Source organism: Streptomyces sp. NPDC005496 (genome assembly GCF_042872045.1).
Classification (GTDB): domain Bacteria; phylum Actinomycetota; class Actinomycetes; order Streptomycetales; family Streptomycetaceae; genus Streptomyces.
In genome coordinates this window covers 981,223-994,325 of the sequence record NZ_JBIAJQ010000001.1, presented here as the reverse complement: position 1 = coordinate 994,325, position 13,103 = coordinate 981,223, and the positions used below count along the sequence as shown (strand labels likewise).

Genomic DNA, 13,103 nt, shown 5'->3' with positions numbered 1-13,103 from the left:
CGGCTCCCGGGCCCTATGGCGTCACGGCTTCACGGCTTCACCGAGCGGTAGTACCGCTTCGCGCCCTCGTGCAGATCGAGCGGGTCGGTGTACAGGGCCGTGCGCAGGTCCACGCGCTGTGCCGCGTGCACCTTCTCGCCGATGGAGTCACGGCTGTCGATCACGGTACGGGTGAGCGCCTCGGTGAGGTCCTCGTCCGTGTCCTCGCGGGTGATGAGGAGGTTCGCCACCGCCACCGTCGGCACCGGGGAGCCCTGCTGCGCCTTGGGGTAGGCATTGGCGGGGATCACCGCGGCCCGGTAGTAGCGGGCCGCGGTGATCCCCGCCACGGCCTGCGCCTGGAGGTTCTTGACGACCTCGCCGTCGATCGGGACCAGCCGGACGGGGAAACGGTCCGACAGGGTGGTCACCGCGCTCGTCGGCAGGCCGCCGGACCAGAAGAAGGCGTCGATCCGGTCCCTCTCGAGCTTCTCGGGCATGGTCTTTATGCCGTCCGGCAGCGGCACGATGTCCGTCCGCGGGTCGAGGCCTGCGGCCTTGAGCACGCGGTCCGCGATGAGCCGCACCCCGGAGCCGTCCGGTCCCACCGCCACCCGCTTGCCCCGCAGCCCCGCCACCGAGCGCACCTTCGAGTGTTCGGGGACCACCAGGTGCACGTAGTCGTCGTAGAGCCGCGCGCAGCCGCGCAGCCGGTCCGCGCCCTTGCCCCTGTGGTGCTTGTACGTCTCGACGGCGTCCGCCGCGGCGATGCTGAAGTCGGCCTCGCCGGTGGCCACCCGCCGCACGTTGTCCTGCGACCCGTCGCTGTTGAGCAGTCGCACCTTCAGGTCGGGCATGTCCTCGGCCGCCGCCTGTCGCAGGAGGTCGCCGTAGGTCTGGTAGACCCCGGTCGGGGTCCCCGTGCTGAACTTGATCTCCCCGCTCGGCGACTCGTCGCCCAGCGGCAGCAGCCACCACAGCAGCAGCGCGACGACGACGAAGGCGGCCGTCCCGCCCAGCAGGGCGGGGCGTCGGCCGGTGCGCGCGAGTGCCTGGAACATGCGCGCGATCCTGCCAGTCCGGACGCCCTGCTGACCAGGCCGGACCGGGCCGGCCCGTCCCGGAGCCGCCCGGCCGGGGCCGCGCGGGAGGTCGATACGCTCGATGGATGCAGCAGTCGCCCGCCTCCCTGGTCCAGGAGTTCCACCGTGCCTTCGGGCTCCCCGCGCGTACGGTGCCCGCCGAGGTCTCACCGGAGCTGGCCGCCCACCGGGGCGAGCTGCTCGCGGAGGAGGCCGCGGAGGTCGCCGAGGTGTCCGTCACCGGCCCGCTGGACCGGCTGGCGCACGAGCTCGCCGACGTCGTGTACGTGGCGTACGGCACGGCCCTCGTCCACGGGATCGACCTCGACCAGGTGATCGCCGAGATCCACCGCGCCAACATGACCAAGCTCGGCCCGGACGGCCGGGTCGACCGCAGGGCCGACGGGAAGGTCCTCAAGGGCGAGCACTACCGCGCCCCGGACGTCGCGGAGATCCTCCGCCGCCAGGGCTGGACGCCCGCCGGGGGATAGCGGCCGGACCCGCTCCGGGCACCGCCTACCCTTGTCACATGAGCAGCAGCGACCGGAGCCAGGCAGTGGGCGTTCAGGAATCCAAGACCTACGAAGTACGCACCTACGGGTGCCAGATGAACGTCCACGACTCCGAGCGGCTCTCCGGACTGCTGGAGGACGCCGGGTACGTCCGCGCGCCGGAGGGCTCCGACGGGGACGCCGACGTCGTCGTCTTCAACACCTGCGCCGTCCGTGAGAACGCCGACAACCGGCTCTACGGCAACCTCGGCCGCCTCGCCCCGATGAAGACGAAGCGCCCCGGGATGCAGATCGCCGTCGGCGGCTGCCTCGCCCAGAAGGACCGCGACACGATCGTGAAGAGGGCGCCCTGGGTGGACGTCGTCTTCGGCACGCACAACATCGGCAAGCTGCCCGTCCTGCTGGAGCGCGCCCGCGTCCAGGAGGAGGCACAGGTCGAGATCGCCGAGTCGCTGGAGGCCTTCCCCTCCACGCTGCCGACCCGCCGCGAGAGCGCGTACGCCGCCTGGGTCTCCATCTCCGTCGGGTGCAACAACACGTGCACCTTCTGCATCGTCCCGGCGCTGCGCGGCAAGGAGAAGGACCGCCGCACCGGCGACATCCTCGCCGAGATCGAGGCCCTGGTCGGCGAGGGCGTCTCCGAGATCACGCTGCTCGGCCAGAACGTGAACGCGTACGGCTCCGACATCGGCGACCGTGAGGCGTTCAGCAAGCTGCTGCGGGCCTGCGGGAAGATCGACGGCCTGGAGCGCGTGCGCTTCACCTCCCCGCACCCGCGCGACTTCACCGACGACGTCATCGCCGCCATGGCCGAGACGCCGAACGTGATGCCCCAGCTGCACATGCCGATGCAGTCCGGCTCGGACACGGTCCTGAAGGCGATGCGCCGCTCGTACCGACAGGAGCGCTTCCTCGGGATCATCGACAAGGTGCGGGCCGCCATCCCGCACGCGGCGATCACCACCGACATCATCGTGGGCTTCCCAGGCGAGACCGAGGAGGACTTCGAGCAGACCCTGCACGCCGTGCGCGAGGCCCGCTTCGCGCAGGCGTTCACCTTCCAGTACTCCAAGCGCCCCGGCACCCCGGCGGCCACCATGGAGGGGCAGATCCCCAAGGAGGTCGTCCAGGCGCGCTACGAGCGTCTCGTCGCCCTCCAGGAGGAGATCTCCTGGGACGAGAACAAGAAGCAGGTCGGCCGCACGCTGGAGCTGATGGTCGCCGAGGGCGAGGGCCGCAAGGACGGCGCCACGCACCGGCTCTCCGGCCGCGCCCCCGACAACCGCCTGGTGCACTTCACCAAGCCGGACCAAGACGTGCGCCCCGGTGACGTGGTCACCGTCGAGATCACGTACGCAGCTCCGCACCACCTGCTCGCCGAGGGCGCCGTCCTGGCCGTCCGCCGCACGCGCGCGGGTGACGCCTGGGAGAAGCGCAACGCCGCCGAGGCCGTGAAGCCGGCCGGAGTGCTGCTGGGGCTGCCGAAGATCGGCGTGCCCGCGCCGCTCCCGGTGGCCACGGGCAGCGGCTGCGGCTGCGACTGATGGGCGGGCGGCGCCCCGAAGCGCCGCCGGCACGGCGTCCCGTTCCGGACCGGCGGGACCCCCGGACCGATCGTCTGTTCGGCGCGTACGCTGCCGATCATGCTTGTTGCCGCCGCCGTCTGTCCCTGTCCGCCGTTGCTCGTACCCGAGGTGGCCGCCGGTGCGGCCCCCGAGCTGGACGCCCTGCGCGCCGCCTGCACCGACGCGCTGGGCGTGCTCGCCGCCGCGCGTCCCGACCTGCTGGTCGTCGTCGGACCGGCCGAGGAGACCGCGCGCGGGCCGCATCCGGCCGGTACCCGCGGGTCCTTCCGCGGGTTCGGCGTGGACCTGGAGGTACGCCTCGGGGGAGGGGAACCGGGCCCGGCGGAGCGGGAGCTTCCGCCGTCCCTCGCCGTCGCCGCCTGGCTGCTGGAGCGCGCCGGCTGGGCCGACGCGCCGCTGGAGGGCCTCGGCGTGGGGGAACCCCTCGCGGCCGATCGGTGCCTCCGGGCCGGCCAGGACATCGCCGCCCGGGCCGAACGCGTGGCGCTGCTGGTGATGGGCGACGGCAGCGCGTGCCGCACGGTCAAGGCGCCGGGCTATCTCGACGAGCGCGCGGCGGACTTCGACGCGGGCGTCGCGCGGGCGCTGGGAGCGGCGGACGCTGCCGCCCTGAAGGCGCTGGACGCCGAGCTGGCGTACGAGCTGAAGGCCTCGGGGCGCGCCCCCTGGCAGGTCCTCGCGGGCGCGGCGGACGGCGCGGGCCTCGGCGGCGCCCTGCTCCACGACGAGGCGCCCTACGGCGTGGGGTATCTGGTGGCGGCCTGGTCGTAGGGGCCGGCACCACGGGGCCGCGCGCGTTCGCGGCCTCGTACGGCTGCGGGGGCGGACGCCCGGGACGCAGCGCGGCGGACGCCCGGGAGCGCTGAGTGCTCCGCGGCCGTCCGCCGATCCGCTGCGGGTCAGGAAGCCGGAGGCGTCGGCGCGTCCGGAGGCGTCGAGCCGCCGTCCTTGTGCGCGAGCCGGTCCATGGCGCCCTTGGCCTTGCCCGCGCCCGTGTGGATCTTGTCGCTGTACTTGCCCTTGGTCTTCTCGTCGGCCACTCGCGCGGCCTTGTCCAGCCCGTGATGGATCTTGCCCCCGTGCTGGTGCGCGAGGTCGGAGACCTTGTCCTTGGCCGGGGCGAGCTTGTGTTTCAGGTTGTCCAGAAGACCCATGGTGCACCTTCCCGCGAGGGGGCAGTCACTTGCGGGCGCCGTCGCCGGCCTCACTGTCGGCGGCCTCGTCGGCGGACTGCTGCTTGGGGATGTCCACGCCGTCCGACGCGGTGGCCTCGGAGGACTCCTCCGTCGCGGCCCCGCTCTCGGTCCCGTGGGAACCCTTCGCCTCGTCCGGCGTCTCCGCGTCGGTACCGGCCGTCACCGCACCGGTCTCCGCCTCGGCGGTCGACGCCTCCTCCGCTGCCTTCGACCTCCGGAGAAGTCGTGCAAAAACGCCCATATCCACTCCATACGTTACTCGTGCGGGCGAAATCCCGCGTCGACCGGTGCGTCCGTTTGCGCCGCCCGGGTCACCGGCTCTCGAAACCGGCGGCTGAAACCTCGCAACAGGCAACGACCCCGGACCCGTCGCGTCACGTAGCTCGTTCGAGGGCCGGCCCCGGGGTTTGCGAGACTGGGGCGGTGAGCAGCGCACCCCCCGCCCCCCGCGTCATCGCCGTCGTCGGACCGACCGCGGCCGGAAAGTCCGATCTCGGCGTCTTCCTGGCCCAGCGCCTCGGCGGTGAGGTCGTCAACGCCGACTCCATGCAGCTCTACCGAGGGATGGACATCGGCACCGCCAAGCTGACGCCCGAGGAACGCCGGGACGTCCCGCACCACCTCCTGGACATCTGGGAGGTGACGGTCACCGCGAGCGTCGCCGAGTACCAGCGGCTCGCGCGGGCCCGTATCGACGCGCTGCTCGCCGAGGGCCGCTGGCCGGTCCTGGTGGGCGGCTCCGGGCTGTACGTCCGCGGCGCCGTCGACAACCTGGAGTTCCCCGGCACCGACCCCGAGGTGCGCGCCCGCCTGGAGGAGGAGCTCACGCTTCGCGGCCCCGGCGCGCTGCACGCGAGGCTGGCCGCTGCCGACCCGGGGGCCGCCCACGCGATCCTGCCCAGCAACGGGCGCCGGATCGTGCGCGCCATGGAGGTCATCGAGATCACCGGCAAGCCCTTCACGGCCAACCTGCCCGGTCACGACTCCGTGTACGACACCGTCCAGATCGGCGTAGACGTCGCCCGCCCCGAACTCGACGAGCGCATCACGCGCCGTGTGGACCGGATGTGGGAGGCGGGACTGGTCGAGGAAGTGCGCGCACTGGAGGCGCAGGGGTTGCGCGAGGGGCGTACGGCGTCCCGGGCGCTCGGCTACCAGCAGGTCCTCGCCGTGCTGGCGGGGGAGTGCACCGAGGACGAGGCACGGGCCGAGACCGTACGCGCCACCAAACGCTTCGCGCGCCGTCAGGATTCGTGGTTCAGACGCGACCCCCGGGTGCATTGGCTCAGTGGGGCTGCGGCGGATGTCACAGAACTCCCCGAGCTCGCACTGGCGTTGGTCGAACGACCGGTCACAGCCTGATCACGTCCTGGCATCGGGACGCTCCGGCCGTCATCCCGGCCTCCGGCGCCGTGCCATCATCGAGCTTCGATCGACCAGTGAAGTCCGAGTTGGGAGGGCGCGTGGCGATGGAGGCCGGCCCTCGTGACACCGCACGTGACGCTGAGCACGACGCCGATCCGGACGGACAGCCTCCGGGCATCGGTCCGGACGGGGAGCGTCTGGGCATCGACCCGGAAGCTGACGGTCCGGACGTGGTGAGCCTGAGTTCCGACGGACCCGAGGACACCCCGGACGGCGTGACCGCCGACGGGCCCGGGCCCGACGAGTTGTCCGCCCAGAACGAGGTCGAGGTGGTCGAGCTGCGCCCGCAGCGCCGGCTGCGGATCTGGCAGCTCGCGCCCATCGTGGGGCTGGCGGCCGTCGGCTCGCTGATGTTCGCGTTCCCGCTCGCCTTCGAGTTCGGGGACGGCGGCGCCGTCGTCGCCATGCTCGGCCTGCTGATCTGCGCCTGCTCCGCGGGCTGGGGCATGATGGCCGCCCGCCGCGTCGGCTACACCTGGCCGGGTCTGCCGCCGCGCGGCTCGGGCCGTCGGCCGGACTGGCGGGTCGTGATCGCGTACGCCGTCGTCGTCGCGGCCGTGGCGGTGCTCGCCGTGTGGCGCGTGGCCCGGCTGCGCTGACCCGTCCCGTCCGCCACCCGGACCGGAGCCGCCCGCTGTCCTGCCCAGCCCGTACGATCGAGGGATGAGCACGCGGATCGCCTTCCTCAAGGGTCACGGGACCGAGAACGACTTCGTGATCCTCCCGGACCCGGAGAACGCCATCGAGCTGCCCCCGGCCGCCGTCGCCGCCCTGTGCGACCGCCGCGCGGGCATCGGAGGCGACGGGCTGCTGCACGTCGTGCGGTCCGCCGCGCACCCCGAGGCCGAGGCGATGGCGGCCGAGGCGGAGTGGTTCATGGACTACCGCAACGGCGACGGTTCCGTCGCGGAGATGTGCGGCAACGGCGTGCGCGTCTTCGCCCGCTACCTCCAGCGCGCCGGCCTCGTGACCGAGGGGGACGTCGCGATCGCCACGCGCGGGGGCGTCAAGAGCGTCCACATCGCCAAGGCGTCCGGCGGCACCGGCGCGGGCGACATCACCGTCGGCATGGGCAGGGCCCGGTTCCCCGAGGGGGACGTCAGCGTGAGCGTCGGCGAGCGCAGCTGGCCCGCCCGCAACGTGAACATGGGCAACCCGCACGCCGTCGCCTTCGTGGACGACCTCGCACACGCGGGAAACCTGTTCACCCCGCCGCCCTTCAGCCCGCCGTCCGCCTACCCGGACGGGGTCAACGTGGAGTTCGTCGTCGACCGCGGCCCCGGGCACGTCGCGATGCGCGTGCACGAGCGCGGCTCGGGCGAGACCCGCTCGTGCGGCACGGGCGCGTGTGCCGTCGCCGTGGCGGCCGCCCGCCGCGACGGCGCGGACCCGGCCGTGACGGGCACCCCGGCGACGTACACGGTGGACGTGCCGGGCGGCACCCTGGTGATCACCGAGCGCCCGGACGGCGAGATCGAGATGACGGGCCCCGCGGTGATCGTCGCCGAGGGCGAGATCGACGCCGACTGGCTCGCCGCCGCGCTCGCCTAGACCCTGCCGTCCGCATCCGGCCGTCATCGATCGTCGGTCACGGCCGGGCGCGGCACGGGGCCTGGGCGGCGGCCGGCCACCGGGTCCGGCTCGCCCGCAAAAGATCCGAAACCGTAAACCCGCCAATCATCGCTCGAATGGGTGATCCGTTTCACGCTCGGCGAGAGGCGGTCAGCCGGGCGTGGTGGGCTCGGTAGCATCAAGCACCGGCCCGGACGGGGGAACGACGCCAGCCCCTGAGCCGTGTACGCCATGGGGCGCCCCGTCCGCCGGTCTACGCAGCCGGAGGTGCCCATGAGTGCGGAGGCGACGAATCCCGCGACGCCAGGCCCAGTGACGCCGTCGCCCGGGCTCCCGGCCGAGCAGGGCGCGCGACCGCACCGCAGGAAGGGCCGTCCCCGGATCGACCTGCGCCGCCTCGGCCGGGCCGCACTCCTCGGCCCCGCCGCCCGCGACCGGCTGCCGGACGCCATCGGGCACGTCGCTGAGGCCCACCGCGCCCACCACCCCGACGCCGACCTGGAACCGCTGCGCCGGGCGTACGTGCTCGCCGAGTCCTCGCACCGCGGCCAGATGCGCAAGAGCGGCGAGCCGTACATCACGCACCCGCTCGCCGTGACCCTGATCCTCGCCGAACTCGGCGCGGAGACCACGACGTTGACCGCCTCCCTGCTGCACGACACCGTCGAGGACACCGATGTGACCCTCGATCAGGTGCGCGCGGAGTTCGGCGAGGAGGTGTGCTACCTCGTCGACGGCGTCACCAAGCTGGAGAAGGTCGACTACGGGGCCGCCGCCGAGCCCGAGACGTTCCGCAAGATGCTCGTCGCCACCGGCAACGACGTCCGCGTGATGTCGATCAAACTCGCCGACCGCCTGCACAACATGCGCACCCTGGGCGTCATGCGCCCCGAGAAACAGGAGCGCATCGCCAAGGTGACCCGGGACGTGCTCATCCCGCTCGCGGAACGGCTCGGCGTCCAGGCCCTCAAGACCGAGCTGGAGGACCTGGTCTTCGCGATCCTGCACCCCGAGGAGTACGAGCACACCCGGGAACTGATCGACGACGACGCGGCCCACGGCGGCGACCCCCTCGCGGAGATTGCCGAAGAGGTGCGCGGCGTCCTGCGCGAGGCCGGCATCCAGGCCGAAGTGGTGATCCGGCCACGGCACTTCGTCTCCGTGCACCGGGTCTCGCGCAAGCGCGGACGGATGCGCGGCTCGGACTTCGGACGCCTCCTCGTGCTCGTCGGGGAGGACGCCGACTGCTACGCGGTCCTCGGCGAACTGCACACCTGCTTCACCCCGGTGGTCTCGGAGTTCAAGGACTTCATCGCCGTACCGAAGTTCAACCTGTACCAGTCGCTGCACACGGCCGTCGCCCGCGGGGACGGCGAGGTCGCCGAAGTCCTCATCCGCACCCACCAGATGCACAAGGTGGCCGAGGCCGGGGTCATCGCCCTGGGCAACCCCTACGCCGCGCCCGCGGAGGAGCAGACGGACGGCGACGGCGAGCGCGCCGACCCGACCCGCCCCGGCTGGCTCTCCCGCCTCCTCGACTGGCAGGAGGCCGCGCAGGACACCGACACCTTCTGGTCCACCCTGCGCGAAGACCTCGCCCAGGACCGCGAGATCACCGTCTTCCGGGCCGACGGCGGCTCGTTGGGGCTCCCCGACGGCGCCAGTTGCGTGGACGCCGCGTACGCCCAGTACGGCGAGGACGCGCACGCCTGCATCGGGGCGCGCGTCAACGGCCGCCTGGCGACGCTGAGTACGGTCCTGCGCGACGGGGACACCGTGCAGCTCCTGATGGGCCAGGACCCCGCCTCGGAGCCCTCCCGGGAGTGGCTGGAGCACGCCCACACACCCGCCGCCCGCATCGCCATCCAGCGCTGGCTGGCCGCCCACCCCGCTCCCCGCGACACGGCGGCCCCCGAGGGCCCCGCGGCCGCCCCCAGGCCCGCCGCCGAGGCACCCCCGGCCCGGCCCGGCTCCGCCAGCGCCGTCGTCGACCAGCCCGGCGCGTCCGTACGCCTCGCCGGGTGCTGTACGCCCGTACCGCCCGACGAGGTGACCGGCTTCGCCGTACGCGGCGGCGTGGTGACCGTCCATCGCCTCGGCTGCGCCGCCGTGGACCGCATGAAGAGCGTGGGCCGCGCGGAGGTCGGGGTGAGCTGGGGCGACACCACCGAGTGCCGGGTCACGCTCGTCGCCGAGTCCTTCGGACGGCCCCACCTCCTCGCCGACCTCACCGAGGCCATCGCCCTGGAAGGCGTCGCGATCGTCTCGGCGACCGTCGAGCCCCCCAGCCAGCAGCGCGTCCGCCACACGTACACGCTCCAACTCCCGGACGCCGCGCACCTTCCCGCCCTGATGCGGGCGATGCGCAACGTCCCGGGCGTCTTCGACGTCAACCGCGCGCAGCACCAGGCCGCCGCCGCACGCTGAACCCCGGGAGAAGGCATCCGACGGGAACCCGTTCGGGTGGGCCCGGTGCGCGTCGTCACCGCGGGGCCCGTGCGCGCTGGTAGCGGTGGTCCATGCTGCTCACCCCCCGCCCCGGCGCGCGACGCGTCACGACGGCGCTGCTCGCGTCCGCCGTGTCCGTCTGCCTCCTCGCCGCGAGCGCCCCCTCACCGGCCGCGCCTCTCGGTGTCGGCGACCGCCTCTTCCCGCACCTGGGCAACCCCGGCTACGACGTCGCGTCCTACGACCTCGCCTTCACCTACCCCGGCTCGAACGACAAGCCGCTCACCGCCGTGACCACGATCGCCGCGCGCACCACCGCCCCGCTGGAGCGGATCAACCTGGACTTCGCGCACGGCACCGTGCGGGGCGTCGAGGTCGACGGCGTGCCGACCGCCTTCACGAGCGCCGGCGAGGACCTGGTGATCACCCCTCAGGAGCCGCTCCCCGCGGGCAGCGCGGTGCGCGTCACCGTGCGGCACACCAGCGACCCCGTCTCCGCCGACGGCCGGGACGGCGGCTGGGTCCGGACCCGGGACGGCCTCGCCATGGCCAACCAGGCGGACGCCGCCCACCTGGTGTTCCCGTGCAACGACCACCCCTCCGACAAGGCGATGTTCACCATCCGCGTCACCGCCCCCGAGGGGTACACGGCCGTCGCCAACGGCCTGCCCGCCGGAACGGACCGCCGGACCGGGGCCACCACCTGGACGTACCGCACCGAACACCCGATGGCCACCGAGCTGGCCCAGGTCTCCGTCGGGCGCTCCACCGTGGTGCACCGGAGCGGACCGCACGGGCTGCCGCTGCGCGACGTCGTGCCCACCGAGGACCGCGACCGCCTGGAGCCGTGGCTGAAGCGGACGCCGGGGCAGATCGCCTGGATGGAGGAGAAGGTCGGCCGGTACCCCTTCGAGACGTACGGGCTGCTGATGGCCGAGGCGCAGACCGGCTTCGAGCTGGAGACCCAGACCCTCTCGCTGTTCGAGAAGGATGTCTTCACCGAGCCCGCGTACCCGAAGTGGTACGTCGAGTCGATCATGGTGCACGAGCTGTCCCACCAGTGGTTCGGCGACAGCGTCAGCCCTCGCACCTGGTCCGACCTGTGGCTGAACGAGGGCCACGCCACCTGGTACGAGGCCCTGTACTCCGAGGAGAAGGCCGACCGGCCCATGGAGACGCGCATGAAGGCCGCCTATCGCGCCTCCGACTCCTGGCGGGCGACCGGCGGGCCGCCCGCCGCGCCCAAGGGGCCCAAGCCGGGGCAGAAGATCAGCATCTTCCGGCCCAACGTCTACGACGGGGCCGCACTGGTGCTGTACGCGCTCCGGCAGGAGATCGGGCGCCCCGCCTTCGAGCGCCTGGAGCGGACCTGGGTGGCCCTCCACCAGGACGGCACGGCGTCCACCTCGGACTTCGTGCGCCTGGCCTCGACGATGTCCGGACGCGACCTAGGCGGGTTCTTCGCCGCGTGGCTGTACGACACGAAGACACCGCCCATGCCGGGGCACCCGGACTGGAAGAGCGACGCCCCGCCGGCGCGACAGGGCAGGCGATAAGTCGCGTGACGAGACGGGGCGTGCCGTGCGACCATCTTTCAGGTCGGCGGCACCGCCCCTCGGGGCCGGCGCCGCGGGCACCGGGAATCTCCCCGGGCCCCCGGACGTTGTCCCTCATGTCGGGTGACGTCCGTCGCCGACTCGCAGGTCCCATCGACGTAAGGATCCAATGACCTCCTCTTCTTCCCCTTCCCAGGACGCGCAGAGCCTCGCGCAGAACTACCCCGAAGGTCTTCGGGCCGATGCCCTGATGGAAGAGGACGTCGCCTGGAGCCACGAGATCGACGAAGAGCGGGACGGCGAGCAGTTCGACCGTTCCGAGCGTGCCGCGCTGCGCCGCGTCGCGGGCCTCTCCACGGAGCTCGAGGACGTCACCGAGGTCGAGTACCGGCAGCTCCGCCTGGAGCGGGTCGTGCTCGTCGGTGTCTGGACCACGGGCACCATGACCGACGCGGAGAACTCGCTGGCCGAGCTGGCCGCCCTGGCGGAGACCGCGGGAGCGCTCGTGCTCGACGGTGTGGTGCAGCGCCGCGACAAGCCCGACGCGGCCACGTACATCGGATCCGGCAAGGCCAACGAGCTGCGGGACATCGTCCTGGAGACCGGCGCCGACACCGTGATCTGCGACGGTGAGCTGAGCCCCGGCCAGCTGATCCACCTCGAGGACGTCGTCAAGGTCAAGGTCATCGACCGGACGGCCCTGATCCTGGACATCTTCGCCCAGCACGCCAAGTCCCGTGAGGGCAAGGCGCAGGTCGCCCTCGCGCAGATGCAGTACATGCTGCCGCGACTGCGCGGATGGGGTCAGTCGCTGTCCCGTCAGATGGGCGGCGGCAAGGGCGGTGGCCTCGCCACCCGTGGTCCCGGTGAGACCAAGATCGAGACGGACCGGCGCCGTATCCGCGAGAAGATGGCGAAGATGCGCCGGGAGATCGCGGACATGAAGACGGGCCGCGAGATCAAGCGCCAGGAGCGCAGGCGCCACAAGGTGCCCTCGGTCGCCATCGCGGGCTACACGAACGCGGGCAAGTCCTCGCTGCTCAACCGCCTCACGGGCGCGGGCGTGCTCGTCGAGAACGCGCTGTTCGCGACCCTCGACCCGACCGTGCGCCGGGCCGAGACCCCGAGCGGCCGGCTGTACACGCTGGCCGACACGGTCGGCTTCGTACGGCACCTGCCGCACCACCTGGTCGAGGCGTTCCGCTCCACGATGGAGGAGGTCGGCGACTCCGACCTGATCCTGCACGTGGTGGACGGTTCGCACCCGGCTCCGGAGGAGCAGCTGGCCGCCGTGCGCGAGGTCATCCGCGACGTGGGCGCCACGAAGGTGCCCGAGATCGTGGTGATCAACAAGGCGGACGCCGCGGACCCGCTGGTGCTCCAGCGGCTGATGCGCAACGAGAAGCGCTCCATCGCCATCTCGGCCCGTACCGGCCGGGGCATCGCCGAGCTGCGCGCGCTCATCGACAACGAGCTGCCGCGTCCCTCGGTGGAGATCGAGGCGCTCGTGCCGTACACGCAGGGCCAGCTGATCGCGCGGGCGCACGACGAGGGCGACGTCATCTCCGAGGAGCACACCCCGGAGGGCACGCTGCTCAAGGCGCGGGTGCACGAGGAGCTGGCGGCGGATCTCGCGCCGTACGTCCCGGCACCGCTCGCCTGACCCGGTAGGCCCGGCGGTACGCACCACCGGTACACGGCGAAGGCCCGCTCCCTCTCTCGGGAGCGGGCCTTCGCCGTGTGTGCT

12 protein-coding genes are annotated in these 13,103 nt (G+C 72.8%); 9 read left to right on the top strand and 3 right to left on the bottom strand.

Annotated elements, in window-relative coordinates:
* Window positions 1-29: 29 nt before the first annotated feature.
* On the bottom strand, window positions 30-1,040 hold the full coding sequence (locus ACFYQQ_RS04445; protein ID WP_356172418.1) for a TAXI family TRAP transporter solute-binding subunit: 1,011 nt from the start codon (window positions 1,038-1,040) through the stop codon (window positions 30-32).
* A gap of 107 nt (window positions 1,041-1,147) precedes the next feature.
* Between ACFYQQ_RS04445 and ACFYQQ_RS04440 the strand changes: the two genes are divergently transcribed.
* The 3 genes from ACFYQQ_RS04440 (at window position 1,148) to ACFYQQ_RS04430 (ending at window position 3,930) form a co-directional block, all read left to right on the top strand.
* Window positions 1,148-1,552, top strand: coding sequence for a MazG nucleotide pyrophosphohydrolase domain-containing protein (locus ACFYQQ_RS04440; protein WP_355792800.1), 405 nt, complete (start codon window positions 1,148-1,150; stop codon window positions 1,550-1,552).
* 38 nt (window positions 1,553-1,590) lie between these two features.
* Complete coding sequence (gene miaB, locus ACFYQQ_RS04435; protein ID WP_355792797.1) at window positions 1,591-3,117, top strand: tRNA (N6-isopentenyl adenosine(37)-C2)-methylthiotransferase MiaB; 1,527 nt, start codon at window positions 1,591-1,593, stop codon at window positions 3,115-3,117.
* 99 nt (window positions 3,118-3,216) lie between these two features.
* A complete protein-coding gene (locus ACFYQQ_RS04430) occupies window positions 3,217-3,930 on the top strand; it encodes a class III extradiol dioxygenase subunit B-like domain-containing protein (protein WP_356172414.1) in 714 nt (237 codons plus the stop codon).
* A 128-nt stretch (window positions 3,931-4,058) separates the two neighbouring features.
* Here the strand turns inward: ACFYQQ_RS04430 and ACFYQQ_RS04425 are convergent, their stop codons facing one another.
* A complete protein-coding gene (locus ACFYQQ_RS04425; RefSeq protein WP_355792874.1) occupies window positions 4,059-4,313 on the bottom strand; it encodes an antitoxin in 255 nt (84 codons plus the stop codon).
* Between the two features lie 25 nt (window positions 4,314-4,338).
* Window positions 4,339-4,596, bottom strand: a complete 258-nt coding sequence (locus tag ACFYQQ_RS04420; RefSeq protein WP_356172411.1) for a hypothetical protein — start codon at window positions 4,594-4,596, stop codon at window positions 4,339-4,341.
* Between the two features lie 182 nt (window positions 4,597-4,778).
* Between ACFYQQ_RS04420 and miaA the strand changes: the two genes are divergently transcribed.
* From miaA to hflX, 6 genes are all read left to right on the top strand, one after another.
* On the top strand, window positions 4,779-5,717 hold the full coding sequence (gene miaA / locus ACFYQQ_RS04415; RefSeq protein ID WP_355792868.1) for a tRNA (adenosine(37)-N6)-dimethylallyltransferase MiaA: 939 nt from the start codon (window positions 4,779-4,781) through the stop codon (window positions 5,715-5,717).
* Between the two features lie 107 nt (window positions 5,718-5,824).
* A complete protein-coding gene (locus ACFYQQ_RS04410; protein WP_355792876.1) occupies window positions 5,825-6,379 on the top strand; it encodes a hypothetical protein in 555 nt (184 codons plus the stop codon).
* Between the two features lie 64 nt (window positions 6,380-6,443).
* Window positions 6,444-7,331, top strand: a complete 888-nt coding sequence (dapF, locus tag ACFYQQ_RS04405; protein WP_388903342.1) for a diaminopimelate epimerase — start codon at window positions 6,444-6,446, stop codon at window positions 7,329-7,331.
* A gap of 294 nt (window positions 7,332-7,625) precedes the next feature.
* Entirely contained in the window at window positions 7,626-9,779 is a 2,154-nt protein-coding gene (locus ACFYQQ_RS04400; RefSeq protein WP_356243872.1) for an HD domain-containing protein, read from the top strand.
* Window positions 9,780-9,871: 92 nt separating this feature from the next.
* Window positions 9,872-11,356, top strand: coding sequence for a M1 family metallopeptidase (locus ACFYQQ_RS04395; RefSeq protein WP_355792096.1), 1,485 nt, complete (start codon window positions 9,872-9,874; stop codon window positions 11,354-11,356).
* Window positions 11,357-11,525: 169 nt separating this feature from the next.
* Entirely contained in the window at window positions 11,526-13,019 is a 1,494-nt protein-coding gene (hflX, locus tag ACFYQQ_RS04390) for a GTPase HflX (RefSeq protein WP_355792093.1), read from the top strand.
* Window positions 13,020-13,103: the final 84 nt, after the last annotated feature.

What these genes read in the sequence shown, in the direction of transcription:
- ACFYQQ_RS04445 (WP_356172418.1), bottom strand. Translation starts at nt 1,040, where the DNA reads ATGTTCCAGGCACTCGCGCGCACCGGCCGACGCCCCGCCCTGCTGGGC.
- dapF (WP_388903342.1), top strand. Translation starts at nt 6,444, where the DNA reads ATGAGCACGCGGATCGCCTTCCTCAAGGGTCACGGGACCGAGAACGAC.
- miaB (WP_355792797.1), top strand. Translation starts at nt 1,591, where the DNA reads ATGAGCAGCAGCGACCGGAGCCAGGCAGTGGGCGTTCAGGAATCCAAG.
- ACFYQQ_RS04425 (WP_355792874.1), bottom strand. Translation starts at nt 4,313, where the DNA reads ATGGGTCTTCTGGACAACCTGAAACACAAGCTCGCCCCGGCCAAGGAC.
- hflX (WP_355792093.1), top strand. Translation starts at nt 11,526, where the DNA reads ATGACCTCCTCTTCTTCCCCTTCCCAGGACGCGCAGAGCCTCGCGCAG.
- ACFYQQ_RS04440 (WP_355792800.1), top strand. Translation starts at nt 1,148, where the DNA reads ATGCAGCAGTCGCCCGCCTCCCTGGTCCAGGAGTTCCACCGTGCCTTC.
- ACFYQQ_RS04400 (WP_356243872.1), top strand. Translation starts at nt 7,626, where the DNA reads ATGAGTGCGGAGGCGACGAATCCCGCGACGCCAGGCCCAGTGACGCCG.
- ACFYQQ_RS04410 (WP_355792876.1), top strand. Translation starts at nt 5,825, where the DNA reads ATGGAGGCCGGCCCTCGTGACACCGCACGTGACGCTGAGCACGACGCC.
- ACFYQQ_RS04395 (WP_355792096.1), top strand. Translation starts at nt 9,872, where the DNA reads ATGCTGCTCACCCCCCGCCCCGGCGCGCGACGCGTCACGACGGCGCTG.
- ACFYQQ_RS04430 (WP_356172414.1), top strand. Translation starts at nt 3,217, where the DNA reads ATGCTTGTTGCCGCCGCCGTCTGTCCCTGTCCGCCGTTGCTCGTACCC.
- ACFYQQ_RS04420 (WP_356172411.1), bottom strand. Translation starts at nt 4,596, where the DNA reads ATGGGCGTTTTTGCACGACTTCTCCGGAGGTCGAAGGCAGCGGAGGAG.